At 67.8% G+C, this 26597-nt stretch carries 29 protein-coding genes, 1 rRNA gene and 1 riboswitch; of the genes, 10 read left to right on the top strand and 20 right to left on the bottom strand.

Translation table 11 applies throughout. From position 1 onward, the window contains the following. Positions 1-11: 11 nt before the first annotated feature. Positions 12-422: an arsenate reductase ArsC gene (locus ACFWPK_RS29855; protein ID WP_378921411.1), complete on the top strand. Its 411-nt coding sequence runs from the start codon at positions 12-14 to the stop codon at positions 420-422. Positions 423-474: 52 nt separating this feature from the next. On the opposite strand, the gene ACFWPK_RS29850 is transcribed toward ACFWPK_RS29855, so the two are convergent. After that, positions 475-1191 carry an NUDIX domain-containing protein gene (locus ACFWPK_RS29850; RefSeq protein ID WP_378921409.1) on the bottom strand — a complete coding sequence of 239 codons (717 nt, stop codon included), beginning with the start codon at positions 1189-1191 and terminating at the stop codon, positions 475-477. 78 nt (positions 1192-1269) lie between these two features. On the opposite strand from ACFWPK_RS29850, the gene nadA reads away from it, so the two are divergent. From nadA to ACFWPK_RS29830, 4 genes are all read left to right on the top strand, one after another. After that, on the top strand, positions 1270-2307 hold the full coding sequence (gene nadA / locus ACFWPK_RS29845; RefSeq protein WP_378921407.1) for a quinolinate synthase NadA: 1038 nt from the start codon (positions 1270-1272) through the stop codon (positions 2305-2307). Between the two features lie 31 nt (positions 2308-2338). Further along, positions 2339-3952 carry an L-aspartate oxidase gene (locus ACFWPK_RS29840; RefSeq protein ID WP_378921405.1) on the top strand — a complete coding sequence of 538 codons (1614 nt, stop codon included), beginning with the start codon at positions 2339-2341 and terminating at the stop codon, positions 3950-3952. A gap of 114 nt (positions 3953-4066) precedes the next feature. Continuing rightward, positions 4067-4927, top strand: coding sequence for a carboxylating nicotinate-nucleotide diphosphorylase (gene nadC, locus ACFWPK_RS29835; protein ID WP_378921404.1), 861 nt, complete (start codon positions 4067-4069; stop codon positions 4925-4927). A 159-nt stretch (positions 4928-5086) separates the two neighbouring features. Further along, the gene (locus tag ACFWPK_RS29830) at positions 5087-5581 is read left to right on the top strand and encodes a nitroreductase/quinone reductase family protein (protein ID WP_378921487.1); all 495 of its coding nucleotides are present in this window, start codon (positions 5087-5089) and stop codon (positions 5579-5581) included. 10 nt (positions 5582-5591) lie between these two features. On the opposite strand, the gene ACFWPK_RS29825 is transcribed toward ACFWPK_RS29830, so the two are convergent. The 6 genes from ACFWPK_RS29825 to bioB all read right to left on the bottom strand — a co-directional run bounded on the left by ACFWPK_RS29825 (position 5592) and on the right by bioB (position 9649). Further along, positions 5592-5759 (bottom strand): hypothetical protein, encoded by a 168-nt coding sequence (locus tag ACFWPK_RS29825; RefSeq protein WP_378921402.1) that lies wholly within the window; start codon positions 5757-5759, stop codon positions 5592-5594. A gap of 97 nt (positions 5760-5856) precedes the next feature. Next, complete coding sequence (locus ACFWPK_RS29820) at positions 5857-6996, bottom strand: AI-2E family transporter (protein WP_378921400.1); 1140 nt, start codon at positions 6994-6996, stop codon at positions 5857-5859. Positions 6997-7058: 62 nt separating this feature from the next. After that, positions 7059-7592 (bottom strand): DUF1353 domain-containing protein, encoded by a 534-nt coding sequence (locus ACFWPK_RS29815; RefSeq protein WP_378921398.1) that lies wholly within the window; start codon positions 7590-7592, stop codon positions 7059-7061. A gap of 60 nt (positions 7593-7652) precedes the next feature. After that, on the bottom strand, positions 7653-8276 hold the full coding sequence (locus tag ACFWPK_RS29810) for a DUF2567 domain-containing protein (RefSeq protein WP_378921396.1): 624 nt from the start codon (positions 8274-8276) through the stop codon (positions 7653-7655). A 26-nt stretch (positions 8277-8302) separates the two neighbouring features. Beyond that, positions 8303-8527, bottom strand: a complete 225-nt coding sequence (locus tag ACFWPK_RS29805) for a hypothetical protein (RefSeq protein WP_378921485.1) — start codon at positions 8525-8527, stop codon at positions 8303-8305. Between the two features lie 108 nt (positions 8528-8635). After that, positions 8636-9649, bottom strand: coding sequence for a biotin synthase BioB (gene bioB, locus ACFWPK_RS29800; RefSeq protein WP_378921394.1), 1014 nt, complete (start codon positions 9647-9649; stop codon positions 8636-8638). A gap of 150 nt (positions 9650-9799) precedes the next feature. Here bioB and ACFWPK_RS29795 point away from each other — a divergent pair, with 150 nt between their 5' ends. Further along, a complete protein-coding gene (locus ACFWPK_RS29795; RefSeq protein ID WP_378921393.1) occupies positions 9800-10384 on the top strand; it encodes a TetR/AcrR family transcriptional regulator C-terminal domain-containing protein in 585 nt (194 codons plus the stop codon). On the opposite strand, the gene ACFWPK_RS29790 is transcribed toward ACFWPK_RS29795, so the two are convergent. Both ACFWPK_RS29790 and ACFWPK_RS29785 read right to left on the bottom strand, forming a co-directional pair. Further along, a complete protein-coding gene (locus ACFWPK_RS29790; RefSeq protein ID WP_378921391.1) occupies positions 10385-11530 on the bottom strand; it encodes an alpha/beta fold hydrolase in 1146 nt (381 codons plus the stop codon). Positions 11531-11605: 75 nt separating this feature from the next. Further along, positions 11606-12364 (bottom strand): DUF6597 domain-containing transcriptional factor, encoded by a 759-nt coding sequence (locus ACFWPK_RS29785; protein ID WP_378921390.1) that lies wholly within the window; start codon positions 12362-12364, stop codon positions 11606-11608. A gap of 61 nt (positions 12365-12425) precedes the next feature. Here ACFWPK_RS29785 and ACFWPK_RS29780 point away from each other — a divergent pair, with 61 nt between their 5' ends. Further along, positions 12426-13004 (top strand): TIGR03086 family metal-binding protein, encoded by a 579-nt coding sequence (locus tag ACFWPK_RS29780; protein ID WP_378921388.1) that lies wholly within the window; start codon positions 12426-12428, stop codon positions 13002-13004. A 6-nt stretch (positions 13005-13010) separates the two neighbouring features. Here ACFWPK_RS29780 and ACFWPK_RS29775 read toward each other — a convergent pair whose 3' ends face one another. From ACFWPK_RS29775 to ACFWPK_RS29755, 5 genes are read right to left on the bottom strand one after another with little or no spacing between them, the layout of a single operon-like run. After that, a complete protein-coding gene (locus ACFWPK_RS29775; RefSeq protein WP_378921386.1) occupies positions 13011-14276 on the bottom strand; it encodes an MFS transporter in 1266 nt (421 codons plus the stop codon). Continuing rightward, positions 14273-15622, bottom strand: coding sequence for an LLM class flavin-dependent oxidoreductase (locus ACFWPK_RS29770; RefSeq protein WP_378921384.1), 1350 nt, complete (start codon positions 15620-15622; stop codon positions 14273-14275). The genes ACFWPK_RS29775 and ACFWPK_RS29770 overlap by 4 nt, the downstream gene beginning before the upstream one ends. Then, a complete protein-coding gene (locus ACFWPK_RS29765) occupies positions 15619-16383 on the bottom strand; it encodes an ABC transporter ATP-binding protein (RefSeq protein ID WP_378921382.1) in 765 nt (254 codons plus the stop codon). Before ACFWPK_RS29765 ends, ACFWPK_RS29770 begins: the two co-directional genes overlap by 4 nt. Further along, entirely contained in the window at positions 16359-17219 is an 861-nt protein-coding gene (locus ACFWPK_RS29760; RefSeq protein WP_378921380.1) for an ABC transporter permease, read from the bottom strand. Before ACFWPK_RS29760 ends, ACFWPK_RS29765 begins: the two co-directional genes overlap by 25 nt. Further along, on the bottom strand, positions 17219-18310 hold the full coding sequence (locus ACFWPK_RS29755) for an ABC transporter substrate-binding protein (protein ID WP_378921378.1): 1092 nt from the start codon (positions 18308-18310) through the stop codon (positions 17219-17221). Before ACFWPK_RS29755 ends, ACFWPK_RS29760 begins: the two co-directional genes overlap by 1 nt. 98 nt (positions 18311-18408) lie before the next feature. Next, positions 18409-18548: riboswitch (adenosylcobalamin (AdoCbl) riboswitch) on the top strand. A 5-nt stretch (positions 18549-18553) separates the two neighbouring features. Between ACFWPK_RS29755 and ACFWPK_RS29750 the strand changes: the two genes are divergently transcribed. From ACFWPK_RS29750 to ACFWPK_RS29740, 3 genes are read left to right on the top strand one after another with little or no spacing between them, the layout of a single operon-like run. Next, positions 18554-19585: a FecCD family ABC transporter permease gene (locus tag ACFWPK_RS29750; RefSeq protein WP_378921376.1), complete on the top strand. Its 1032-nt coding sequence runs from the start codon at positions 18554-18556 to the stop codon at positions 19583-19585. Further along, a complete protein-coding gene (locus ACFWPK_RS29745) occupies positions 19582-20430 on the top strand; it encodes an ABC transporter ATP-binding protein (protein WP_378921374.1) in 849 nt (282 codons plus the stop codon). The genes ACFWPK_RS29750 and ACFWPK_RS29745 overlap by 4 nt, the downstream gene beginning before the upstream one ends. Further along, positions 20427-21458, top strand: a complete 1032-nt coding sequence (locus tag ACFWPK_RS29740) for an ABC transporter substrate-binding protein (protein WP_378921372.1) — start codon at positions 20427-20429, stop codon at positions 21456-21458. Before ACFWPK_RS29745 ends, ACFWPK_RS29740 begins: the two co-directional genes overlap by 4 nt. A gap of 59 nt (positions 21459-21517) precedes the next feature. Here ACFWPK_RS29740 and ACFWPK_RS29735 read toward each other — a convergent pair whose 3' ends face one another. From ACFWPK_RS29735 to rrf, 6 genes are all read right to left on the bottom strand, one after another. Continuing rightward, positions 21518-22012, bottom strand: a complete 495-nt coding sequence (locus ACFWPK_RS29735) for an SRPBCC domain-containing protein (protein WP_378921370.1) — start codon at positions 22010-22012, stop codon at positions 21518-21520. Between the two features lie 36 nt (positions 22013-22048). After that, positions 22049-23245: an ROK family protein gene (locus ACFWPK_RS29730; protein WP_378921368.1), complete on the bottom strand. Its 1197-nt coding sequence runs from the start codon at positions 23243-23245 to the stop codon at positions 22049-22051. Positions 23246-23270: 25 nt separating this feature from the next. Then, positions 23271-24512 carry a sugar ABC transporter permease gene (locus tag ACFWPK_RS29725; protein ID WP_378921366.1) on the bottom strand — a complete coding sequence of 414 codons (1242 nt, stop codon included), beginning with the start codon at positions 24510-24512 and terminating at the stop codon, positions 23271-23273. After that, positions 24509-25273 carry an ATP-binding cassette domain-containing protein gene (locus ACFWPK_RS29720; RefSeq protein WP_378921364.1) on the bottom strand — a complete coding sequence of 255 codons (765 nt, stop codon included), beginning with the start codon at positions 25271-25273 and terminating at the stop codon, positions 24509-24511. The genes ACFWPK_RS29725 and ACFWPK_RS29720 overlap by 4 nt, the downstream gene beginning before the upstream one ends. After that, the gene (locus ACFWPK_RS29715) at positions 25273-26358 is read right to left on the bottom strand and encodes a sugar ABC transporter substrate-binding protein (protein WP_378921362.1); all 1086 of its coding nucleotides are present in this window, start codon (positions 26356-26358) and stop codon (positions 25273-25275) included. The genes ACFWPK_RS29720 and ACFWPK_RS29715 overlap by 1 nt, the downstream gene beginning before the upstream one ends. A gap of 148 nt (positions 26359-26506) precedes the next feature. Continuing rightward, a 5S ribosomal RNA gene (gene rrf / locus ACFWPK_RS29710) occupies positions 26507-26597 on the bottom strand; the annotation flags it as partial.

Raw genomic sequence — 26597 nt, 5'->3', positions numbered from 1 at the left:
CATTGCTCCACATGACCACCAAGCCCAGCGTGTTGTTCGTCTGCGTCCACAACGCCGGACGCTCACAAATGGCCGCCGGATTCCTCGCCCACCTCGCAGGCGACGCCATCGAGGTCCGCTCCGCGGGCAGCGCGCCCGCCGAGACGATCAACCCGTCCGCGGTCGCGGCGATGGCCGAACTCGGCATCGATATCTCCGACCAGACCCCGAAGATCCTCACCTACGACGCCGTGGAAACCTCCGACGTCGTCATCACCATGGGCTGCGGCGACACCTGCCCCTTCTTCCCCGGCGTCAGCTACCGCGACTGGGTCCTGGAGGATCCCGCGGGCAAGGGCCTGGAGTCGGTGCGCCCGATCCGCGACGAGATCAAGTCCCGCATCGAATCGCTGGTCGCCGAATTACTGCCTGCCCGAGCCTGAATCCGTGTACCGAGCCTCGCCTCCGGGACCTGCCGGATGCGAGGGCTCGTGCTCAGCTCGGTGGCCGGAGGGCGGCGAATTCGTCGGTGACGCGCAGGCCGGAGTCGGTGAAGCGGTAGAGAGCCGCGGGGCGCCCGCCCGCTCGGCCGGAGGGGGCCGTGGCGCCGGTGGGGGTGATCACTTTGCGGCGGGTCAGGACTCGCTGGAGGTTGGTGGTGTCGACGTCGTAGCCGAGTGCGGCGCAATAGATTTCGCGCAGCGTCGACATGGTGAACATGTCGGGCGCAAGAGCGTAGGCGATGTTGGTGTAGGAGAGCTTGGCGGCCAGGCGGGTGCGGGCGTGGTCGACGACGGTGCGGTGGTCGAAGGACATGTCGGGCAGATTCGAGACCGGGTGCCAGGTGGTGTCGGACGGAAGTTCGGGTTCGGTGGTGAGGGGTACCAGGCCGAGATAGGCCGAGGCGATGCGGCGGGGCGCGGGGACTCGGTCGGGGTTGCTGAACACCGACAGTTGCTCGAGATGGGCCAGTTCCCGCACGTCGACTTTCTCCGCGAGCTGGCGCCGGGCTGAGGTGTCGAGGTCCTCGTCGTCGCGTAGCCGCCCGCCCGGTAGCGACCAGGTGCCTTTCTGCGGATCGAGTGCGCGTTCCCACAGCAGAACCGCCAATTCCGGGTGCTTGGCGCCTCTACCTGCGGAAATGCTCAAGGGGAAGCGGCGAACCTGGAACACCGCGGTGAGCGATTCGTGGATGGTGTTACTATGGGGCACGTTTTCGATTGTAAGTCGAAAACCTGGTTTGGTGCGAATCGCGGCGATGGAGCCGCTCGCACGATGAAGGGAGCCACCATGGCGACGACGACTGCACAGCGGACGCTGATGGATTCGGTCTTCGACGGACCCACGGGCTACGCGGGTGTCGAGGCGACGCCGGAATGGGCGCAGGAGGTGCGCCGCCTGGCGCGCGAACGCAATGCGACCATCCTCGCGCACAACTACCAGCTGCCCGAGATCCAGGACGTTGCCGACCACGTCGGCGACTCGCTGGCGCTCTCGCGCATCGCGGCCGAGGCCGAAGAGGACACCATCGTGTTCTGCGGCGTGCACTTCATGGCCGAGACCGCCAAGATCCTCAGCCCGGCCAAGACCGTGCTCATCCCGGACCAGCGGGCGGGCTGCTCGCTGGCCGATTCGATCTCCGCCGAGGAACTGCGCGCCTGGAAGGCCGAGCACCCCGACGCGATGGTGGTGTCGTATGTGAACACCACCGCCGAGGTGAAGGCGCTCACCGACATCTGCTGCACCTCCTCCAACGCCGTCGACGTGGTCGATTCGATCGATCCCGACCGTGAGGTGCTGTTCCTGCCCGACCAGTTCCTCGGCGCGCACGTCAAGCGCGAGACCGGGCGCGAGAACATGCACATCTGGGCGGGCGAGTGCCACGTGCACGCAGGCATCAACGGCGACGAGCTCACCGAGCAGGCCCGCACCCACCCCGATGCCGAGCTGTTCGTGCACCCGGAGTGCGGTTGCGCCACCTCGGCGCTGTATCTGGCCGGTGAGGGCGCGTTCCCGGCCGAGCGGGTGCACATCCTGTCGACCGGCGGGATGATCGACGCCGCGAAGGCGTCGCACTCCAGCCAGGTACTGGTGGCGACCGAGGTCGGCATGCTGCACCAGCTGCGCAAGGCGGCGCCCGGCATCGACTTCCAGGCCGTCAACGATCGCGCGTCCTGCAAGTACATGAAGATGATCACCCCGGCCGCGCTGCTGCGCTGCCTGGTCGAGGGCGCCGACGAGGTGCATGTCGACCTGGCGATGGCCGAGGCCGGTCGCGCCTCGGTGCAGCGGATGATCGCCATCGGCAACTCCGGCGGTGGCGAATGACCGCCGTCGCGAGGCCGAGCCGGTAACGACCATGACGGTTCCGGTTTCCTGGGAGGCCGAGGTCGACCTGGTCGTCATCGGCGGTGGCGTCGCCGGTCTCACCGCCGCGCGCACGGCTTCGTTGTGTGGGCTGCGGGTGCTCATCCTCAGCAAAGGCGGGCCGACCGATACCTCGACCCAGTACGCGCAAGGCGGCATCGCGGTCGTCGCACCGCTCGGTGATTCGGTGGACTCGCACGTGCGGGACACGGTCGAGGCCGGTGCCGGGCTGTGCGAGGTCGACGCGGTGCGATCGATCGTCGAGGGCGGACAGGACGCGGTCGCCGCGCTGACCGACCTCGGTGCGGTATTCGACCTCGGTCGTGACGGGCAGATCTCGCGGACCCGCGAGGGCGGGCACAGCACGCGTCGGATCATCCACGCCGGTGGCGACGCTACCGGCGCCGAGGTGCAGCGCGCGCTCAACGCGGCGGGGCTGCCGGTGCTGTTCGGTGCCGCCGCGCTACGTGTGGTGACCGGCGCCGATGGTGTGCGGGGCGTTATCGCGGTGTCGGACAACGGGTTCGGTGTCGTGCACACGCCCGCAGTGCTCCTGGCCACCGGCGGGCTCGGGCAGCTCTACGCGCTGAGCACCAATCCGCCAGGGGCGACCGGCGACGGTGTGGCGCTGGCATTGTGGGCCGGGGCGGCGGTGGCCGATCTCGAGTTCGTGCAGTTCCATCCGACCGTGCTCTACACCCCGGGCGGGGTGGGCAGGCGGCCGTTGATCAGCGAAGCGGTTCGCGGAGAAGGCGCGATACTCGTTGATTCCCAGGGGAACTCGGTGACCACCGGCGTGCATCCGCGCGGCGACCTGGCCCCGAGGGACGTGGTGTCGCGGGCGATCGCGGAGCGCATGCGGGCGCTGGGCACCGACCATGTCTTCCTCGATGCGCGTGCCGTCGATGGGTTCGCCCAGCGGTTCCCGACGATCACGGCCTCGTGCCTGGCCGCGGGAATCGACCCTGCGGCGCAACTGATTCCGGTCGCGCCCGCCGCGCATTACCAGTGCGGCGGCGTTCTCACCGATACGCACGGGCGAACCGGTGTCGCGGGGCTCTACGCCGCGGGCGAAGTCGCCAGGACCGGGCTGCACGGCGCGAATCGGTTGGCCTCCAACAGTTTGCTCGAAGGGCTCGTGGTGGGTGAGCGGGCCGGTGCGGCGGCGGTCGAGCGCGCCGGGGTGCGCGCTCGGGTCGATGAGATCTCCTCGTGGACACTCGAATTCGCCGATCGTTCGGTCGTGCAGCAGGCGATGACCGAGCACGCTTCCGTCGTGCGTGACGGCGCCGGACTCGCCGAGGCACTGGAGCGAATCGATGCGGCGACGTCGATGGTGCCGATGCTCGACGCTGTCGAGGATTCGGTGACCGCCGCACCGCACCTCCGGCGCATCGAGGACGCGGCGCTCACCTTGACGGCGCGGGCGCTGCTGCTCACGGCGGCGGCACGTGCGGAGAGTCGCGGCTGCCACACACGCTCGGAGTATCCCGGGACCGTCGACCAGCAGCGGCACAGCACCGCGGTCCGCCTCGACGCGCACGGCGGACTCGAGCTGACCACCGCGGCGGTCGATTTCGAGCCCATCCCGGTAGGGATGCGGTAACGATCGCCACCCGTCACCGGGTGGGTCGGTCTGTTGTTCAAGCAATTCCGGCGGAGCGAAAAACGCCCGCCCGATCGACGCGGCGCACAGTCGCCCGAGAACAGGAGTGCAGTGATGGCTCTGGACGCCACCCTGGACCGCGATGAGCTGCTCACGCTGATCCGTACCGCTCTCGACGAGGACCTGCGCTACGGGCCCGACGTCACCACGGTCGCCACCGTTGCCGAAGACGCCGTGAGCAAGGCCTCGGTGGTGTCGCGCCAGCACGGCACTGTCGCGGGTATCGACGTCGGGCTGCTCGTGCTCGACGAGGTCATCGGCGCGGGCGCCTACGAGATCACCGCGCGTGTCCCCGACGGCACCCGGGTGGAGCCGGGCACGTCGGTGCTGAGCATCGTCGCGCCCACCCGCGGCCTGCTCACCGCCGAACGGACCATGCTCAACCTGGTCTGCCACCTGTCCGGTATCGCCTCCGCGACCGCCGCCTGGGTCGACGCCGTCGCGGGCACCGAGTGCAAGATCCGCGACAGCCGCAAGACGTTGCCCGGCCTGCGCGCCCTGCAGAAGTACGCGGTCCGCGTCGGCGGTGGCGTCAACCATCGGATGGGTCTCGGCGATGCCGCGTTGATCAAGGACAACCACGTGGTGGCCGCGGGTTCGGTCGTCGACGCCCTGCGCGCGGTCCGCGCATTGGCACCGGATATCGCCTGCGAGGTCGAGGTCGACAGCCTCGAACAACTCGACGCCGTTCTCGCCGAGAACGTCGAACTGGTGCTGCTCGACAACTTCCCGCTCTGGCAGACGCAGGCCGCCGTCCAGCGACGCGATGCGGCGGCTCCCGACACGAAACTCGAGTCCTCCGGTGGCCTTTCGCTCGAACAGGCCGCGGACTATGCGAGCACCGGCGTCGACTACCTCGCCATCGGCGCCCTCACCCACTCGGTGCGTGTGCTCGATCTCGGCCTGGACATGTGAGGTCGCCGACCGCCTTGTCGCCCAAAGGCCGTGACGCGGTGCAACTCAGACCGGCTTGACCCCGACGAGGTCATCGAGCCCACGGAAGTCATGAGGAACCGCGACCGGTCGACCGCGCACGCTACGAATGTGTCGGTGGTCGGTGTCACACTGCTCGGCATGGACAACAACGTGGCGAAGGCGAAAGAACCCATCACCTACGACGACCCGGACGCACCGTGGAACCGGGAGTACTCGCCCGACGAGATGGCCGGCTGGAACGATGGGGTGGTTCGGGAATTCCGCGAGAACGGCGGGCAGGTCGGCGGCGACTACGCCGGTGCCACGCTGTTGTTGTTGACGACGACGGGCGCCAAAAGCGGTAAACCGCATGTGGTTCCGCTGGGGGCGCTGTATCGGGGCGACGTGATGTATGTGAGCTCGTTCATCGAGGATCGGTATCCGGCCTGGTATTACAATGCCAAGGCTGATCCGCGGGTGACGATCGAGTTGGGTGGGGAGAAATTCGCGGCGACGGCCGATGTGCTGACCGGCGCGCGGTACGACGAGTTCGCGGCATGGGCGCTGGCGGAGAATTCCCTGCTGGCCGAATATCAGGCCAAGGTCGACAAGCCGTTGCCGCTGGTGGTGCTGACCAGAACGGAACCGGAATAGTCCGGCCCCGTCAGTAATCGTGGCGGCGATCGCGATGCTTCGACGAGCGCCGATAGATGCGCCCGCTGGGTACCGCGGTGGCCGCGGACGAGCTGCGCAGGGCATGGCGGCGGCGCCAGGCGACCAGATCGGGTCGCTCGGCGGGCTGCTCAGCGGCCTGCTCGGCTGCGGCTTTCATGGTCAAGGTCCTCCCCCGAAATGACGATGCTGCCAGGATAAGGAGCGGGTACGACCACATTCCACTGGTTTTCCGGTGAACCGATGCGCGGCGGCCGCTATTCCTTGGCCCCCGCCGTGTCGGCGGGGGCGGACCTGCCCGATTCCCGCTGCGGCGCAGCCTTCTTGTCCATCGGCGCACCGATCAAGACATCCGCCCACCGCGTCGTCGGGTCGATGTCGAGCAGCAGCGCCTTCACCAGCAATGTCAGCGGAATAGCCAGCAGCGCACCGAGCGCACCGAGCACCCACGCCCAGACCACCAGCGACAGGAAGGTGATGGTGACTCCGAGGCCGACGGCATCACCGACGAACTTGGGCTGAATGATCGACTGGATCACGAAGTTGATCACCGAATAGATCACGATCACCCAGAGCATCAGCACCGGCCCGCCGTCGAGCAGGGCCAGCAGCGCGGGTGGGATGACGCCGATGACGAACCCGACGTTCGGGATGTAGTTGGTGATGAACGACAGCAGCGCCCACAGGATCGGCAGCGGCACCCCCATCAACCACAGTGCCCCACCGTCGATCACGGCCACGATGGCGCCGAACACCGTGGACACGATGAGGTATTTGCGTGTCCCGGTGACGAAACTGTCCAGTGCCTGCGCGATCGCAGGCCGCTCACGGGCCACCATCGCCAGCCGGCGATCCATCGTTATCCCGTCGACGGCCATGAACAGCAGCAGTGCCAGCACGAAGAACAGATTCGAGAAGACCCCGAGGACGCCGCCGAGCACCTGCTCGATCCAACCGGCGGCCTTGCCCACATCGATCCCGCTGAGCGCCTTGTGGATCTGATCGGAGCTCACCCCGAGATCCGACAGCCAGCCGCGCACATGATCGAGCAATTCGTTGAGTTTGTCGGCGTAGTCGGGCAGCAGCGAGGCCAGCTGCACCGCAGACAGCGCCAGCGCGCCACCGATTCCGAACAGAATCGCGACCACCGCCACCAGCGCCGCGGCCATGCCCAGCCAAGCGGGCCAGCCTTTGCGCCGCGCCCAACTCTGGATCGGTTGTACCGCGATGGTCAGCATGAGGGCGAGGAACACCGGTCCGACGATGCCGGAGAAAGCCTTCAGACCCGCGATGGTGACCACCGCCGCCCCGAGCGATAGCAGCACGATCAGGCCGCGCGGAATCGACCATTCGGCGGGCGGGGCCGGGGTTGCGGCGTCAGTGCTCGGCTCGGACATGCGCCGAACGATAGCCACGCGAAGGTGCCCCCCACCTCCCCCGTTCCGGGTGAGATCCGGGCTCAGGCCGTCTTCATCTGCGGCTTCGGCGGGGGCGCCGCGGTGCGGCACGTGACCTGCCCCAAGGCCCAGAACCCCAGCTCGACCACCCAGAACACCAGCAGCGCCACAGTCACCACCACCACGGGGACCGCGAGGAACACCAGGGAGGGCACCGCGATCAGCAACCAGCCGAGCACATCGACCGCACGCGCCCCGCGTAATCGGCTGCCGAAGCGAACCGCCGTCCACATCATCCAGCGTCGAGGCACCGATACCCCGGCCTCGTGCAGGCTGCGCCGGAATATCCCGTCGGCATCGGCGGGCCCGACTTCGCCTGTGCGGCAGAGATAGTCGTGCAGGATCGCGGCCCTGGTGTAGGCGCCGTAGCGCGGGATCAGCCACACCAGGGCGCGCGGTACCGAGGCGAAGTCGGTGCGGAATCCGGCAGGCACCGTGAAGGTTTCGACCGCGCCCTGATAGGTGAGCGGTTCGGTGAGCCGCCAGAATTTCGCGTCGAGTTCCTCGACGACCGGACCACCACCGATGAATGCCACGACCGTTCCTCTCGCACCACTACCTGCTGTTATGCAGAAATGGTATCGCGCAGAGGTGGCTCAGCCGCGTGGTTGCGAACTCGGATCGAAATCGCCGCTCGGCCGATACTGTTCGGCACCGTAAGGCAGGCGGTAGCCGTCGAACTCGTCACCGAAATCGGCTGGGCGCAAGTCTCCGAGCAGTCCGGCAGCACCGGAATCGAGATCGACGGCCGGGTGCAGCGCGGCGAGAAACAACAGCACGAGCGCAGCGAGGAACGGCTGGATCAACAGCGCGAGATCGGTCCCGACTTCCGCGGGCAGTGCGACGATCTGGCCGATCACCGGATCCTCGGGACGCGGATGACGCACGCCCGCAACCCATTCCCCGATCCACATCATCAACGCCGCGCCGAGCCCCGAGGCGAACAGCATGCCGACGACGAGGGCGGGCCCGCGCGTGGTCCGAACCCGCCAGGCCCCGACCGCGGTCACTACCGCGACCGCCGCACCGATGCACAGGAACATCCCGACCGCGTCGAACAGGTGCAGACTCTCACCGGTGAGCACGGCGGCGCGGCCGGGCTGGGTCACCCGCAACCGCTCGGTCGGCGCGAGCAGACCCCACACCACCCCGGCCACCGCACTCGCCACCAGCACCACCGCGATGACGACGCCGACGCCGATCACCTCGCGACGCAACACCTCCGGGCGTTCCCCGCGGCCGAGCACTAGCGGCGTTCCAGCTGGGCCGATTCGATGACACCGTGCCGCGAGCACTTGGCCCACCAGCCATCCGGGCTGATCTGCACGATCATCCGGCGACCGCACTGCTCGCAGAATCGCGGCGGTTCGAGACCGAGCGCGGCCGACGCCGGCATCGCGTCGGCGAGCCCGGCCACGATCCGCTTACCCGTGAACGGGTTGTAGCGCTCGCTGTCGACTCCGGGCACGATCGGCTCACGCTGCACCGGGTTGTCGCGCTCGTCCAATGCTGTTACCGCCTCCGTGAAGTGCGACTCGACGGCCGCGACCTGGGTCGATACTCGATCGTACACAGCGTTTCAGAGGGTTTCGTTGAGCGCCTTGATCGGCATGCTCAGCTCACCGAGCAGATCGAGATCGGACTCGGCGGGACGTCCGAGGGTGGTGAGGTAGTTGCCGACGATGACGGCATTGATCCCGCCGAGCATGCCCTGCTTGGCACCGAGGTCGCCGAGCGTGATCTCGCGACCACCGGCGAAACGCAGGATGGTGCGCGGCATCGCGAGCCGGAATGTGGCGATGGCCCGCAGCGCGTCGGCGGCGGGGAGCACCTCCAGGTCACCGAACGGGGTGCCGGGTCGCGGGTTGAGGAAGTTCAGCGGGACCTCGTCGGGGTTGAGCGACGCCAGCTGCGCGGCGAACTCGGCGCGCTGCTCGATGCTCTCGCCCATGCCGAGGATGCCACCGCAGCACACCTCCATGCCCGCTTCGCGCACCATCCGCAGGGTGTCCCAGCGCTCCTCGTAGGAGTGGGTGGTGACGACCTTGGGGAAGTGCGACTTGGCGGTCTCAAGATTGTGGTTGTAGCGGTGCACGCCCATCGCGGCGAGCTGGTCGACCTGTTCCTGGTTGAGCATGCCCAGCGAGCAGGCGACCTGGATGTCCACCTCGTTGCGGATGGCCTCCACCCCGGCGGCGACCTGGGCCATCAGTCGCTCGTCGGGACCGCGCACCGCGGCGACGATGCAGAACTCGGTGGCGCCGGTCTTCGCGGTCTGCTTGGCCGCCTCGACCAGGCTGGGAATGTCGAGCCAGGCCGCGCGCACGGGCGACTGGAACAGGCCCGACTGCGAGCAGAAGTGGCAGTCCTCGGGGCAACCGCCGGTCTTGAGGCTGATGATGCCCTCGACCTCGACCTCGGGGCCGCACCACTTCATCCGTACTTCGTGGGCGAGCTCGAGCAGTGCTTCCAGGCGGTCGTCACCCAGGCGCAGCACCTCGACGGACTGCTGCTCGGTGAGGCCCTCGCCGCGCTCGAGCACCTGCTCACGGGCGATGGCCAGAATATCGGTCTGGACGGGTGCCTGTGTCACGACGTGATGTCCCTTCGACGGGGGTGTGCGCACGAGCCGTGGGTGTGATCCACCCGGCGTGGCCGTGCAACTTGAACGGTGTTCAGGATAGGGTAGCGGCTACGAGTGAGTCACGACACTCGGGTAGCAAAATCGGACGGAAGGACGCGCGTGCAACTGCGGAAGACGGATGTGGTCGATGCCGCCGTCGCGATTCTCGATCAGTACGGGCTCGCCGACCTGACGATGCGCCGGCTCGCGGGCTCGCTCCAGGTGCAGCCGGGGGCGCTGTACTGGCACGTCAAGGACAAGCAGACCCTGCTCGGTGCGGTGGCCGACCGGATCCTCGCCCCGATGGACGAGCCGATCACCGCCACCGAATGGCCCGCGCAGCTCACCGAACTGGCGCATCGACTGCGCGACTGCCTGCTCGCCTATCGCGACGGCGCCGAGCTGGTTTCGGCCACCTACGCCTCCCGCCTGACCACGAGCAAGGCGCGTGAACGCCTGGCAGGCATCGTCATTCGGGCCGGAATGACCAGGGAGGAAGCCGATCTCACGGCCTACACCCTGCTCTACTACGTGCTCGGCCAGACCGTCGACGAGCAGTCGCGCATGCAGATGGACTCCGTCGGCGCGCTGCCCGAGGACAACACACCTTTGCTCGACACTCCCGACCCCACCGCGCGATTCGACTTCGGCTTGCAACTGTTCATCGCGGGCGTGCGCACCATTCTCGGTACCCGCGTGCGCTGATCAGGGCGGATCATTGCGATTGGCTTCCTGATAGCGGCGAACGAACGGCAGTACGTGCGACTCGATGATCGCGTTGTATTCGCGTGGTCGCTGAATGGGATTCGCGTGCTCGATCTCACCGGGCCGCACCACCAGTAGCGTGCCGTCGACGCCACCGGAGTGCTCGATCAGCAGCTCGTGCGAATAGTCCACGTCCACCACAGCATCGCGGGCAGCGTCGCGTGGCCGGATGAAGACGATCGCGGGGTTTCGCTTGTTCGGGTCAGGCCGTCCGAGTGCGCGCAGATCCGCGGTGCCACCACCGGCGACGATCGCCAGGAACTGCGCCTCGATCAACCCGTTGCTGGCGGCATCGCGGGAGAAGATCTTGTCGCGCAACACCTCTGCGGCCACCTTCCGGAACTCTCCGAAGTCGATATCGGGAAACAGACCCCGGCGCTGCTCGAACCGTTCACGCCGAGCCGACATCTCGACCGCGAACCGCAGCAGCCTGCTCTCCCGTGCACCGGGCAGCCAGCCCAGCCACCGCACCAGATCGGCCCCGCGACTGCGACTTTCGGGCCGCACCGCGTTCAGATCCAACGGCGTGCAGTCCAGCACAACCGCGACCAATCGCCGATCACTGCCATGATGAATATGCCGCGCCACCTCGAGCGCGATCACCCCACCCATGCTGTGACCGACCAGCACGATATTGCGCACATTGCCGTACCTGGCGGCTCGCACGATCATCTCGGCGATGACCTTGGTATCGATACCCGCGTTGTCGTAGCGCACGGCCCACACCACCCCGAGGCGACTCAGCGCGGGCAGTGCGGCGGCGGTCGGTACCGCGTTGACTCCCCCGAGCCCGACCATATCGACCACCGCGGTATCCCAATTCCGGGTGTCAGTGGGCAGATGAGCGGGCAGTAGTTCCGGCGCTGTCTGCGCCAGGCGCTCACGCTCGGGGACGACATCGTGGACCCAGTACTGGCCGAACACGATCATCGCGACCGCCAGCACCCCGATGATTCGCAGCACCACCAGCCTTGGCCTGCGCCAGCGACGCCAACCGTGTCCGAGCCGGGTTTCGCGCAACCGTTCCCGCCGCCGCGCATCGTCGAAATCCGCGACGGTAGACGGATGCCGATCAAATGACGACATCACTCCACTGTAGGGGCGCCCGCGCAGTGCCCTGGTCTACACGAACTGAGAAGCGGCGACAGGACGGGTCGCCGGTTACTTCTCGAACGACCCGTACCGCTGCGCGTAACTGGTCGGTGGTTCGCCGAAGATCTTGCGGAAGTCGCGGCTGAGGTGCGCCTGGTCCGCGTAACCGAGGTCGGCGGCGAGTGCCGCCCAGTCGATGTCGACGCCGTCGGCGAGCCGCTCGGTGATCTCGTGCAGGCGGTAGCGGCGGATCACCCACTTCGGCCCGATGCCGACGTACTCGGCGAACAACCGCTGCACTCGACGGACACTCATCCCGCAGCGCGTCGCGAGCGCGTCGACGGTGGTGATACCCGGGTCGTCGGCGATCATGACGACCATCTGCCCTGCGCGCTCGGCCTCCGGGTCTGCCACGGGCAGGTGCACGCGAAGATAGCCCTCGACCGATACGACATCCACCGGATCAGGCAATTCCGGGCCGAAAACTGTTGCCGCATCGACCATCCGATCCCGCAGCCGTGCCACCGGACCGTCCAGGAACGGACGGAACATCCCGGGCCGGAAGGCGACACCGAACACCGAACCCGAGCCGGTGAGCTCGCGGTAGACGTGCGAGGACGAAGGACCGTGCACTTCGGCGTGACCGTCGCGGAAAGTCAGGTGCACGTTCGGCAGCGGCACGACCAACTGCCGATACGGCCGCTCGTAATCCCAGGTGACGACCCAATACCGATCGACGTATCGCGCCAGGTCAGCCGATGGTGCGATGAACCTGTGGCGTTGCGACACCTGCCAGGCACCGCCCAGTTCGCGCGGGTCGCGTTCCACCCGGCGAGTCTATGTCGCGTTTGTTCAAGACAGTGCCGCGTCGCGGTGGTTACCTCGGTACATGTCCGAAACCGAACGCGTAGCTCACGCCGCGACACCGCTGTCGAAGCTCATCCGCACGGTCGACCCCGCTCGACTGTCCGATCCGACTCCCTGCGCCGAGTTCGATATCCGAGCCCTGCTCAACCACCTGCTCTTCTGGGGTCCGTCGCTGGTCGGCGCCGCGCACAAGGAAGCGATCGCACCCCCGGCGACCGCCGAATCCGATGTCGACCTCACCGCGGGCGATTGGGCCGCCGCCCTCGACGCGCACCTCGACGCGCTCACCACCGCCTGGCGTGACCCCGCCGCGTGGCAGGGACTCACCCACATGGGCGGACCGACGGAACTCCCCGCACCGCTGGTCGGCGGGATGGTGGTCGGCGAACTGATCGTCCACGGCTGGGACCTCGCCCGCGCCCTCGGCACCACGCCACACTGGGACGACGACCTGCTGCGCGAGACCTACGACGAGACGGCCGCCACCGCCGAACAGGGACGCCAGATGGGCATCTACGGCCCCGAAGTGCCCGTCGCGGCCACCGCTCCGCTCCTTGACCGCATCCTCGGCCTCACCGGACGCGACCCCGCCTGGTCGTAGGCCCGGTCAGTTGCTGTCCACCGACTCCCGGGGCTCGCGAAGATCCGCGGCCTGCGGTTCGGGCACCGTGACCGGTGCCACCGGGAGCCCGGGGAACCAGCGATACATCGCGGCCGCGCCGCCAAGGCCCGCCACCGCGAGCGCGCCCGCCGCCGCACCGAGCACCGTCACCGCGCTGATCGCGCCGACCGCGATCGGGCCCGCGAACATCCCGATGTCGTGGGTGAGCCGCCACGCGCCGAGGAATTCCGCGCGCTGACCGGGCGGGGCCACATCGGCGCCGACGGTCATGATCACACCGTTGCTCAACCCGTTGGCGAAGCCGAGCAGCACGGCGACCGCGGTCAGCCCGACCACCGACCCCGCGAACGGCAACGCGGCGTACCCCGCGGCGAAGGCGATCATCGCGGGAACGCCGATCGCCCTGCGGCCGTACCGATCCAGCCAGATTCCGGCCGGATACGACATCAGCACATCGACGGCGCCCGCGATACCGAACACGATGCTGGTGGTCGCCGCGTCGGCACCGATGTGCACCGCCCACAACGGCAGCAGCGATTGCCGTGCCGCCCGTGCCGCTCCCATGAGCAGGGCGCCGAGTCCGAGCGTGCTGAGCAGTTTGCGATGTTCGACCACCACCGCGCGAATGGTGTTGTCGCTGACCACCGTCGGCGATCCATCGGTCTCCGGCATGGCGAACACCAGCGCACCCGCGACGAGCATGGCGACGAGCTGGATCCACAGCCCGCCGACCGGGCCGAGCCAGTGCACCGCACCCGCGCCGAGGAAAGGTCCGGCGAAGAACCCGAACCGCATCCACCCGGCCAGCGCCGAAAAGGCCCGTCCCCGATCGACACTCGGCACCACGGCCACGATGTAGGTCTGTCTGGCCAGGCCCCACACCGCACCCGAGGCGCCATTGATCAGTAGCCCGACCGCGAAAACGGCGATATTCGGCGCGAGGATGGCCACGAGCAGGCCGAGTGCGCACGTCAACGAGCCGAGCGCGATCGCCTTGCGCTCGCCGGTGCGCGCCACCAGCCACCCCGCGGGCAGATCGCCGAGAATGAGCCCGAAGCCCATCATGGCGACCACCACACCCGCGGTTCCGACCGACGCGCCGAGTTCGAGCGCGTGCAGCGGCAACATGGGAGCCGCTGCGCCCGAACCGATTCCGTAGACGGCGGAAGGAACGAACACCGCCAGCGCCATGGACCGCAGCTGAGTCACCGGACGGCGAGTGCTGTGCTGACTGTTACAGCCCACCGTCATCCGGCTAGGGCGGCGGTGCGGGCGAACCGGCTCTCCGGGCGCGCGAGCCCGAAGTGGTCGCGCAATGTGGTCCCGGTGTATTCGGTGCGGAACAGCCCGCGCTCCTGCAGGATCGGCACCACCGTTTCGGCGAACACCTCGAGCCCACCTGGGTAGTACGGCGGCATCACGTTGAAGCCGTCCGCCGCACCCTGGGTGAACCACTCCTCGATGGTGTCGGCCACTTGTTCGGGCGTACCCGCGAACACCCGGTGTCCGCGCGCACCCGCCAGCCGGTGCAGCAGCCCACGCAGGGTCGGCCGTTCCCGCTCGACGATCCCCGCCACCACCTGCAATCTGCTGCGCGCGTTGTCGGTGACATCGCCCGCCCCCGCGAACACCTCCACGGGAACCGGCTCGTCGAGCGCGAGGGTGCGCAGCGAGGTGCCGGTGATCGATTCCAGCTGCTTGATCCCGTATTCGGGCACGGTCAGCTCGTTGAACTCGCGCTCCAAACGCAGTGCGGCGGCCTCGGTGTCGGCGATGAACGGGCTGATCCCCGGCAGGATCTTCACCTCGTCGGCGGTCCGGCCGAACTCGGTGGCCTTGGACTTGATATCGGCATAGAAGGACTGCGCGTCCGAAAGTCGTTGGTGGGCGGTGAAGATCGCCTCCGCGTACTTGCCGGCGAAAGCTCGACCCTCGTTCGATGCCCCCGCCTGCACCAGTACCGGACGTCCCTGCGGTGTCCGCGCCGAGTTGAACGGGCCACGCACACTGAGATGTTCGCCGACGAAGTCGATCGGATGGATCTTGTCCGGATTGGCGTAAACCCCGGCGGCGCGGTCGAGCACGATCGCATCGTCTTCCCAGCTGTCCCACAGCCCGACCAGCGCGTCGACGAATTCCCGTGCGCGGGCATAGCGTTCGGCGTGATCCGGGTGCCGCTCCAGCCCGAAGTTGGCCGCGGCGAGGTCGGTTCCGGTGGTGACGATGTTCCAGCCCGCTCGTCCGCCGGAGATGTGGTCGAGCGAGGAGAACAGCCGCGCCAGGTTGTAGGGCTCGTAATAGGTGGTCGACGCGGTCGCGATCAGACCGAGATGTGTTGTCGCCGCGGCGATCGCGGTGAGCAGGGTGATCGGCTCGAGGCCGGGCGCGGCATTGTGACGCACGTCGGTGCGCAGGGCGGGACCGTCGGCGAAGAACACCGCGTCGAGCTTCGCCGCCTCCGCGGTGCGCCCGATCTCCTGGTAGTAGGAGACGTCGTAGATGCGGTCGGGCCTGCTGTCGGGGTGCCGCCAGGCGGCCTCGTGGTGTCCGGACGGGTAGATGAACGCGTTGAGACTCAGTTGACGCGGTGCACTCATGAGGCCTGTTTCACTTTCTCTGATTCTGTTGTGTCGACGCCGAGCCCGGTCAGCAGCGCTTCCCGCAGCCGGACGAACTCCGGGTGCGCGTGCCTGCGCGGGCGCGGGGTCTCGATGCGCTGATCGATCGTGATCCGGCCCTCGTCGAGAACCAGCACCCGATCGGCGAGCAGCACGGCCTCGTCCACATCGTGGGTCACCAGCAGCACGGCGGGCCGGTGCCGCTCGCACAGCGCCTGCAGCAGGGCGTGCATCCGAATCCTGGTCAGCGCGTCGAGCGCGCCGAACGGTTCGTCGGCCAGGAGCAGTTCCGGCTCACGCACCAGCGATCTGGCCAATGCCACCCGCTGCTGCTCGCCGCCGGAAAGCTCACGCGGCCACGCCTTCTCGCGCCCGGCCAACCCGACCTCGGCCAATGCCGATCGTCCCCGCTGGTCCGCGTCGCGACCGGTCAACCCGAGCACCACATTGTCGAGCACCCGCGCCCACGGCAGCAGCCGCGAATCCTGGAACACCACCGCGCGCTGCGTCGGCACCGTGAGCTCACCGGAACCCGGTACCTCGGAATCGAGTTCGGCCAGCGCCCGCAGCAGCGTGCTCTTGCCCGAACCGCTGCGCCCGAGCAGCGCGACGAACTCGCCGCGCCGGATCTCGATATCGATGCCGTTCAACACGATTCGCGTGCCGAAGCCGCGGGTGAGAGCGCGGGTGCGTACGACGACCCGCTCGTCGGAGCTCAGTCGCCCAGTGTCTGTCGCCATGCCAGCACCTTTCGTTCCGTAGCCCGCACGGCGAGGTCGCCGAACAGTCCGAGCAGTCCGTAGATCACCAGACCCACGACGATCACGTCGATCTGGCCGTAGGTGCGCGCCTGCGTCATCAGGTAGCCGATGCCGCTGGTCGCGTTGACCTGTTCGACCACCACCAGCGCCAGCCAGGAAATCGTCACCGCCAGCCGCAACCCGAGGAAGAAGCCCGGTAGCGATCCCGGCAGCGCGATCCGGCGCAGGAAACCCCACCGCGACAGCCCGACCGTCTCGGCCAGTTCCACATAGCGCGCGTCGACGCTGCGCAGGTAGGCATGGGTATTGATGTAGATCGGGATGAGCACGCTGGTGGTGATCACGATCAGCTTCATCTGCTCGCCGATCCCGAACCAGACGATGAACAACGGGATCAGCGCCAGCGTCGGGATCGCCCGCTTGATCTGCACGGGACCGTCGACCACCGCCTCACCGAGCCGACTGAGGCCCGAGACCAGCGCGAGCACCACGCCGATCGCCACACCGAGGACCAGGCCGATCACGGCCCGCTGCAACGAGGTCAGCAGATTGGACTGCAACCGGCCGTCGGCGATCAGCTCGCCCGCGGTCCGGGCGACCGTCCACGGCGCGGGCAGTGTCTCCGGGTCGATGGCGCCGATCGCGGAGCCGACCACCCAGGTGCCGATGAGCAGGGCGGGTCCGAGGGCGAAGCCGAACGGGATGGGCTTGCCGGGTCCCAGCCTGCGCCTGCCCCGGCCACGCGGTGCGAGCGCCTCGACCGGTGCCGTGCTCGCCCTGATCCGGCGCAGCACGCCGACGTCGAGGGTGGCCATCAGCCCGCCGCCGGCGCGAACGCCGCCCCGCTGGCGGTGACGGCCTCGGTGACCGCGGCATCGAAGCGCAGGTCGAAGCCGTCGACGGCCTTGATCTTCTTGGGCAGTTCACCCACGGCGTCGATCGCGTCGATGGTGGTCTGCTGCCGGGCGATCAGCTGCTGGTCCAGGTGCGGGAACGTGAAGGTGCCCAGCGATTCGACGATCCGCTCGGCATCGTCGGCGCTGACCTTCTGGCCCTCGACGTAGTAGCGGGTCGCCCATTCCTCGCGATGGGTGTTGGTCCACTGCCAGGCCCGCACGAACGCGCCGACCAGGGCGCGGGTCGCGGCGGCTTTCGCCGGATCCTGGACCACCGCGCGACGCGCGTACACATAGGCGAGACCGCTGTAGATGCCCGTGGTCTCCGAATCCGGGATCAGCGAGGTGCCCTGGGTGCGCAGGAACCTGGTCACATTGGGTTCGATCAGCGGCGCGACATCGACCTGACCGGTGCGCACCGCGTCCGGGAATTCGGCCAGCTGCAGCCGGACCAGCTCCACATCGGTGGGCTTCAGTCCCGCCTTGGTGAGTGCCTTGAGCACCGACGCCTGCTGGGCGGTGCCCTCGGCGTAGGCGATCTTCTTGCCCTTCAGATCGGTGAGCTTCGAGATCGAACGGCCCGGTGCGACCGCGAGTTTCATCGCCTTCGGATTGGTCTGATAGGAGCCGATGATCGGCACGTCCTGCCCCGCGGCCAGCGCGTGGATCGGCGGCACATCGCCGACCTGACCGACATCGGCCGCGCCCGCCCGGAAGGCCTCGAGGATGGCCGGACCACCGACGAAGTTCGCGAACTCGATCTTGAACGGCAGCTTGTCCAGCTCGCCGGACAGCCGCAGCGCCGATTGCAGCCGTTCCTGCTGATCGGCGACGACGAGCGTGGTCCCGGGCGGAACCTCGGTCGGCAGCGGCGCGTCGGGGGTGCCGACCGGTGCGTCGTTGCCCTGTGCGCAGCCGGTCAGGCCGAGCGTCGCAACGGTTGCCATCGCGAGAAGTGCGGCGGTGGCGCGGCCACGCAGGCCGGGTCGAAAGGTGTTCGGTCGGTACATAGACGGATTCAAGCAATCACGACCACCCCCCGAACACCATTAGCCTTTCCATGATTTGAAGGGCCCGGCTCCTGGTTGGCACGGAGTGCCGCGTTAGAGTCTGGGCGTTATTCCCGGCGGGTGCGGGAATCCGGTGTCACTCCGGAACGGTCGCGCCACTGTGATCGCCTCGCGGCGAAAGTCAGACCTCCCTCGCCGGGACACCCTCTGAAAGGGCCGCGCCTTGCCTGTGGAGAATTCGCGATGATCCGTGCCCGGATCTCGCTCGCGCTGCCCCTGATCGGGGCGCTGTTGCTGGCGGCCATGATCGGTGCCACCGGATTCGGTGCGGAGATCGTGCCCGTGTCCGCGGTGCTCGACACCCTCATCGCCCGGCTCACCGGCGCGACACCCACCGATCTCGGTATCGACACCATCGTCTGGCAGCTCCGGGTGCCACGCACACTGCTGGCCGCGGTGGTGGGCGCCGGATTGGCACTGGCCGGTGCGGCGATGCAGACGCTGGTGCGCAACCCACTGGCCGACCCATTCCTGCTCGGCGTCTCCTCCGGGGCCGGTGTAGGCGCGGCCGCGGTCATCACCTCCGGGTTGTTCGCCGGTGCGGGCATCTGGGCGCTGTCCGGCGGTGCGCTGCTCGGTGCGTTCGGCGCCGCGACCCTGGTGTTCCTGATCGCGTTCGCCCAGGGCGGTCTCACGCCGCTGCGGCTGGTGCTCACCGGCACCGTGCTCGGTTCGGCGTTCGCCGGGTTCAGCAGTTTCCTCGTTTTTCGCAGCACCGATCCCGCGGCGGCGGAGTCGGTGCTGTTCTGGCTGCTCGGCAGTCTCGCCGGTGCCGATTGGACGACCATCGCCCTGCCGCTGACCGTGGTGCTGGCCTGCGGCGCGATCCTCATGGCGAGCGCGGGCTGGCTGGACGCGCTCACGCTCGGCGCGGACACCGCGTCGTCGGTCGGCGTCCCGGTGCGACGGCTGCGCATCGGCCTGTTCGTGCTGCTGGCGGTGCTCGTCGGTGTCCTGGTCGCGGTGTCGGGCGGCATCGGCTTCGTCGGCCTGGTCGTCCCGCACGCCGCCCGGATGATCGTCGGCCCCCGCCACCGCAACCTGCTCCCCACCTGCGCGCTCGGCGGTGCGCTGTTCCTGGTGGTCGCCGACGCCGCCACCCGAATATTGGTGCGCCCCACCGAGATCCCGGTCGGCGTACTCACCGGCCTCATCGGCGCTCCGACTTTCCTTCTGCTGATGGGCAGACGCCGCTACCAGTTCGGCACGTCATGAGCGACTCCACCCAGGTCGAACGCCCATCCAGCGAGGAGGCCTGCCCGGGCAATATTTCAGCGAGCTCAGGCGAAGTGCGAGCGGTCACGCTCACCTGCGCTATCGGGCGACGGAATGTCGTGGTCGGCGCGGACTTTTCGATCGAGCCCGGGGAAATCGTCGGGATCGTCGGGCCCAACGGCAGCGGTAAATCGACGTTGCTGCGGGTGCTGGCGGGAGTCGACAAACCCAGGCAGGGTCGAGTGCTCGTGGATGGGCAGACCCTGCACACGATGCGGCCGCGACAACGGGCCGCGACGGTGGCGTTGGTGGCGCAGGACGAGACCCCGCCCGCCGACATGCTGGCCGGCGAGGTGGTCGCCCTCGGGCTGACGCCCTATCTGCCGCCGTGGGGACTCGGCGCCCCGCGCGAACAGCAGCAGGTGGCACAGGCGCTGGCCGCGGTCGATCTCGCCGGTTTCGCGGGCAGGCAGGTGCACCAGCTGTCCGGCGGCGAACGGCAGCGGGTTCTGCTGGCACGTGCGCTGCTGCAGAACACCCCGGTACTGCTGCTCGACGAACCGACCAACCATCTCGACGTCACCCATCAGCTCGAACTGCTCACCCTGATGCGGAGCCTGAACCGAACCGTCGTCGCCGCCCTGCACGACCTGTCACTGGCCGATCGCTACTGCGATCGAATCATCGTGCTGCACAACGGTTCTGCCCGAGCACCGGCACCACCGGCCCAGGCGCTGACACCCGATGTCGTCGCCGAGGTGTTCGGTGTCGACGCGACGCGCGTCCAGCACCCGCTGACCGGCGAAAACCACCTGTTGATCACCCCGCGAGAGGCGCGACGATGAAGAACCACGGCCGGATCCTGGCCACCACTGCCCTTGCCGCCGTTCTGACGGCCTGCACCGGCACCACCACAGAGTCCGCGACGACGATCCCGATCCGCAACTGCGGCAAGGAATCCCAGTTCCCCGCCCCCGCGCAGCGACTGTTCGTCAACGACGGAAATCTCATCTCGATGGTGCTCGCGCTCGGTGCGCAGGACCAGGTCGTCGCGGTCTCGAGCATCCAGCGCGATGCAGGCACCCTGCGCGCCCATTACGGCGCCGACGTCGTAGACGGCCTGAAATCCGTTGCCCCCGAGTACCCCTCGCGCGAGACCGTGCTCGCCCAGCGCCCGGATGTCATGGTCGCCGGCTGGAGCTACGGCTACGACGAGGCGAGCAACCTCACCCCCGCGTCACTGCGGAAAGACGGCATCGCCGCCTACGTCCTCACCGAGAGCTGTCGCCAACTCGACGGCGCCGCCGCACGCGGCACCGTCGAACCATGGACCGCGTTGCGCACCGATCTGACCGACCTCGGCACGATCACGGGCCACCCCGACCGCGCGCGGGAGGTCACCGCCGATCTCGACCACCGGCTCGCCGCCCTGACCGCGGCCCCGAAACCGGCGCGAACCCCGACGGTGTTCCTGTTCGACAGCGGCACCGACACTATCTACTCCAGCGGGAAATACGGTGCGCCGCAAGCGATCCTAGAAGCCGCGGGCGCCCGCAACATCCTCGACGATGTCGACGACACCTGGACCAAGGTCTCCTGGGAGCGGCTCGCGGCCGCCGACCCGGACGCGATCATGTTCGTCGACTACCCCGGCCAGAGCTACGAGCAGAAGGTCGAACTGCTGCGCTCCAAGCCCGGTATCAACGGTCTGCGCGCGGTCCGCGACAGCCGGTTCTTCAACTTGCCGTACGCGCTGTGGACGAGCGGACCACTCAATATCGATGCGGCCGAACAGATCCGCAAGCAGCTCGAAACGTGGAACCTCGTCCCCGCCTCTGGCATCACACCCCGCGCGGACGACGCCGTACGGTAACCCCGGGCCCGGCTGTGCGCGGACCGCGCTGTCGGTGAACCGTCGCAACGGAGCGGGGCTCAGTCCGTCGTGCCCCGCTCAGCGAGCGCCACCAGTTTCGTCAGCGCCATCTGCCAGCCGACTTCGTTCTCGGCGGGACCGAGCCCTGCCGGAACCCCCTCGTGCAGTACTTCGAGGTAGGTGCCGCCGCCGGCGTCCGTCAGGGTGAAGGTGACGGTCTGCGCCCCGGTCATGTCCGGCTTCTCCGTGACGAATTCCAGCACCTCGACCACTTGCTCATCCGAGGTCAGCGAGCGGAACGTCCCGAAGTAGGCGTCGTGCTGCTGGCGCACCGTTCCCGCATCGTGCTGCCCTGTCTCGCCCACGTCGACGGGCTCGTCATGGGTGAGGGTGATCGAGAACGATCCGCCCTCCACCGGCTCGAACCGATGCACATCGACAGATATCCCGTCGGGCATCATCCAGGCAGCCACCGCGTCGCCGTCGAGCAGCAGACGGTAGACGGTCGAACGAGGCGCGTTGATCTGCGTGCCGATCCTGGTCGTCGTCGCCATGGCTTTCACGATAGCCGCCCTGCCGACGTCAACCGGTCAACCGCCGGAGCTACGCGCCAGTGTCTGCAGTGGGTCGGTCAGCACATCGGCGAACGCCAGTTCAGCGGCCCCGATCAGCGGCGCGTCGTCGGCCAGCGCCGAGGTCCGCAGCCGGACACGTTCGCGGACCGCGAGCAGTCCGTTCACGGCCAGCCTGCTGCGGACCTGGGCGGCCGAGCCGAGGTAGATCTCGCGCAGCACCCCGCCGAACACGACCATCGTCGGGTTGAAGATGTTCACCAGGTTGGCCACCCCGTAGCCGAGCCAGTCGCCGACCTGGTGCAGCGCGTCGCGGGCGGTGGCGTCACCGCGGGCGGCCGCGTCGACGATCGCTTCAACCGCCGCCCGCCCGGTGAGATCGGCACGCCCCGCCACCGCGATCAAGGCCAGCTCCCCCGCCTCCGCCTCGAGACAGCCGCGCGACCCACACCGGCACGCCCGCCCGCCGGGGTTCACGATCATGTGCCCGACCTCACCGCCGTAGCCACCCTCGCCACCGAGCAGTTCGCCGCCCATGATGACGCCACCACCGATGCCGACCTCACCGTGCAGGTAGATCAGGTCCGATACCCCGGCACCGACACCGCGTTCGCGCTCGGCCAGCGCGCCGAGGTTCGCATTGTTGCCGACCACTACCCGAACACCGAGCCGCTCCGACAGCGTCGCACCGACCGGCACATCGACCCAGCCGATATTCGGCCCGTACCGCACCACACCGTCACCCTGACGGACCATGCCACAGAACGCGAGACCGACACCGACGCGAACACTGTCGGGCCCCGCCGCGGCGACCATGGTCTCCGCCATCACCGCCAGCGATTCGATCACCTCATCGGGATCGAATGCCGAACTGTCGCGGGGCGTTTCGCGACGGTCGAGGATCACCCCACCCAGACCGACCCGCGCCACCGCGAGCCGGTCCGCGCCGACATCCAACGCGAGCACGTACACCCGCTCCGACTCCGGCCGCACCACCAGCGACGGCCGCCCTGCCCTGCCGGTCTGGCGAGGCAGTTCCTCACTCACCAGCCCGGCAGCGGCGAGATCGGTGGTCAAAGCCAGAATCGTGCTGCGGTTCAGGCCCATTCGCTCGGCCAGCTCCGCCCGCGATACCGGGCCACTCAGATGGACATGGCGCAGCAGCACGGCGAGATTGCGTGTTCGGATCTCGTCCGGGGCGGGTGCAGCCCTCATCCGGCCCAGCCTTCCCGGTCGATGGTCAACTTCCTGGCAGCGAACGCTTGCGTGAGAGCGCGTCCACCCCCGCCGCGAGCAGCAGGACAAATCCTGTCACAACGAATTTCGTGCCCGCGCTGTAGCCCATCAGCCCCATACCGTTGTTGATCACCGCGACCACCGCGGCGCCCAGCACCGCGTCGAGCATCCGGCCGCGACCACCGAACAGGCTGGTACCACCGATCACCGCAGCACCGACCGCGGTGAGCAGCACATCGGAACCACCGGTGTTCGGATCGACGGAGTTGGCCCGCGACGCCGCGATCAATCCGCCGACAGCAGCCATCGTCGAACAGAGCACGAACGCGCTGATCTTGATCCGATCGACCGGAATACCCGCGCGCCGAGCGGCTTCCACGCTGCCGCCGACCGCGTAGACATGCCTGCCGAACGAGGTGCGATTGAGCACGAAGGTCCACAGCAGCAACAGCGCGATGATGATCGGCACCACGATCGGCATGCCCTGCAGCGAGTTGACCTCCGGATTGCGGCTGCGCTCGTCATTGAGCACCAGCACCGCTATCCCTGCGACGAGCGCGACCGTGGCGATCCGCAGCGCGACCACCGGTGCCGTCTCGCCGGTCAGCCCGAGTGTGTTGCGCGCCCGCAACTTTCGGTACTGCACGAACGAGAACCCGGCAAGCAGCACCAGGTACATGACCCAACCGAGCAAGGGCGGCACATTCTTGTTGGCGATCGCCAGAATCGTCTCGTCGTGGATGGAGATATTGCGGCCGTTGTCCATGATCTTCAGCGCCACACCCTGTAGCGCCAGGAACGCGGCCAGCGTCACCACGAACGACGGGACACCGATCTTCACCACGATCGCACCGATGGTCAGCCCGATCACGACACCGGTGAGCAGCGACACGAGCACCGCCGCGTACCAGGGCCAGCCCTTGTCGGTGAGCAACACCGCGAGCACCGCGGCACACACGCCGCTGGTGAAGCCGGCCGACAGGTCGATCTCCCCGAGCAGCAGCACGAAGATCAGACCCATCGCGATCACCGCGATGGCGGCACCCTGGGTGAGCAGGTTCGCGATATTGCCCTGGGTCATGAACACCGGCCGCGCGATCCAGAAGACGACCGACAGCACGACCAGCGCGATCACCGAGGGCAGCGCACCCATATTGCCGCTGCGAATCCGCGCGATATAGCCGGTGACCAATTCGGTCACCGGTGCGGCAGGCTCGGCGGCCTTGTCCGTCACGACCGCACTCATGCCTGCACTCCGATTCCGAGACTCCCGCTGCGGCCGGAAGTGATGAGCTCGACGACCTGCGAATGGGTCACATCGGCGGTCCGCACCTGTGCGGCCATCCGGCCCAGATACAGCGCCGCGATGCGATCCGAGACCGCGAAGACGTCGTTCATATTGTGCGAGATCAGCACCACCGCAAGACCTTTGTCGGCCAGTCGGCGCACCAGTTCGAGAACTTGCTGAGTCTGGGCGACACCGAGCGCCGCGGTCGGCTCGTCCAGAATCACCACCTTGCTGTTCCACAGCACGGCCTTGGCGATGGCGACGGTCTGGCGTTGCCCGCCGGACAGGCTCGCCACCTTCTGCCGCACGGATTTCACCGTCCGCACCGACAGACCGGCCAGTGTCGCGCCCGCCAGTTCCTCCATGCCGTATTCGTCGAGCACGATGCCGTGCTTCTTCTCGCGGCCGAGGAACATGTTCTGCACGATGTCGAGGTTGTCGCAGAGCGCGAGATCCTGATAGACGATCTCGATACCCAGTTCCGCCGCGTCCCTCGGGTTGCCGATCTGCACCGGCGCACCGTCGAACAGCACCTCACCCGCATCGATCGCATGGGTACCGCCGATGCATTTGACCAGGGTGGACTTGCCCGCGCCGTTGTCACCGACCAGTGCCGTCACCTCACCGCGGTAGGCGGAGAAGTCGATGTCGTGCAGCACGTGAACCGGCCCGAAACTCTTCTCTAATCCGCGCAATTCGATGAGCGGGGTATCGGTCATCAGCGGACGCCGTTATCCGCGCAGAGCTTCGCGAATTCACCGGTGCACAGCTCGGCCTTGTCGACGAAACCGTCCGCGACAACGTCGTTCACGTTGTTCTTGAAGATCGCCTTCGGCTCGAGCAGCACCGCGGGCACCTTCGTCTTCGCCTCTGGATCATCGACGGTGCTCGGCGCCTCGCCCTTCTCACCGTTGGCCAGCGCGATCGCCAGCTTCGCGCCGGCGGCGGCCTCCAGGTTGATCGCCTTGTAGACGGTCATGCACTGGTCACCTGCCAGGACGTTCTGCAGGCCCTGCACCGTGGCGTCCTGACCCGTCACCGGGATCTGACCGTTGAGCTTCTGCTTCTTCAGCACGGCGATGGCGGCGTTGGCCAGCCCGTCGTTGGCCGCGACCGTGCCCCCGAGGTTCGGGGTGCCGGTGAGCATCTGTTCGAAGATGGTGCCCGCCTTGGTGTTATCCCATTCCGGGACGGCCTGATCGGGGCCCTTCACGTACTCGCCCGCGTCGAACTTCGGCTTCAGCGCGCCGTCGTAACCGCTCTTGAACAGGGCGGCGTTGTTGTCCGTCGGACCGCCGTTGAGATAGGCGACCACGGGCTTGGACGCCTGCTTGTCGGCCAGGCACTTCGCGAGGCCGTCGCCCATGAGCTGTCCGACCATCACGTTGTCGAACGACACGTAGTACGGCGCACCGCCGCCGAGAGTGAGGCGGTCGTAGTCGATCACGGTCACACCCTGCGCCTTGGCCTTCTGGATGACCGCCTTGCCGGTGCCGCTGTCGAGGTTGGTGATCATCAGCACCGAGGCGCCGTTGGTGATCATCTGATCCGCGATGGTCTGGAAGGCGTTCTTGTCGCCCTGGGCATTCTGGATGTCGGCCTTGATCCCCGCGGCGTCGAACGCCTGCTGGAGATACTTGCGATCCGCTGTCTCCCACCTCGCCGAGGTCTTGCTGTCGGGCAGGATCACGCCGATCTTGGCGCCGCCTCCCGAGGAGTTCGAAGTGTCGTCGCCGCAGGCGGTGAGCGTAGTGGTGAGAAGTGCGATCGAGACGGCCGCGATGCCGAAGATCCCCTGACGCATGAGCGTGGGCCTTTCGTGGAACCACCGCCTGTGGGCGGTCGAGCTGGAGCGAATGTTGTTCTCGACAACATACTCCAGGGTGACCTGGCCCACTGTGGAAACGCAAAAAGGCCCTCCAACCGAAGTTGGAGGGCCTTTCGCAATGATGTTCCGGCAGTGTCCTACTCTCCCACACCCTGTCGAGTGCAGTACCATCGGCGCAGGTGGCCTTAGCTTCCGGGTTCGGAATGGGACCGGGC

Source organism: Nocardia sp. NPDC058519, from assembly GCF_042719755.1.
Taxonomy (GTDB): Bacteria; Actinomycetota; Actinomycetes; order Mycobacteriales; family Mycobacteriaceae; genus Nocardia.
The sequence above is the reverse complement of the archived record's forward strand: the minus strand, read 5'-3'. Positions and strand labels throughout refer to the sequence as shown.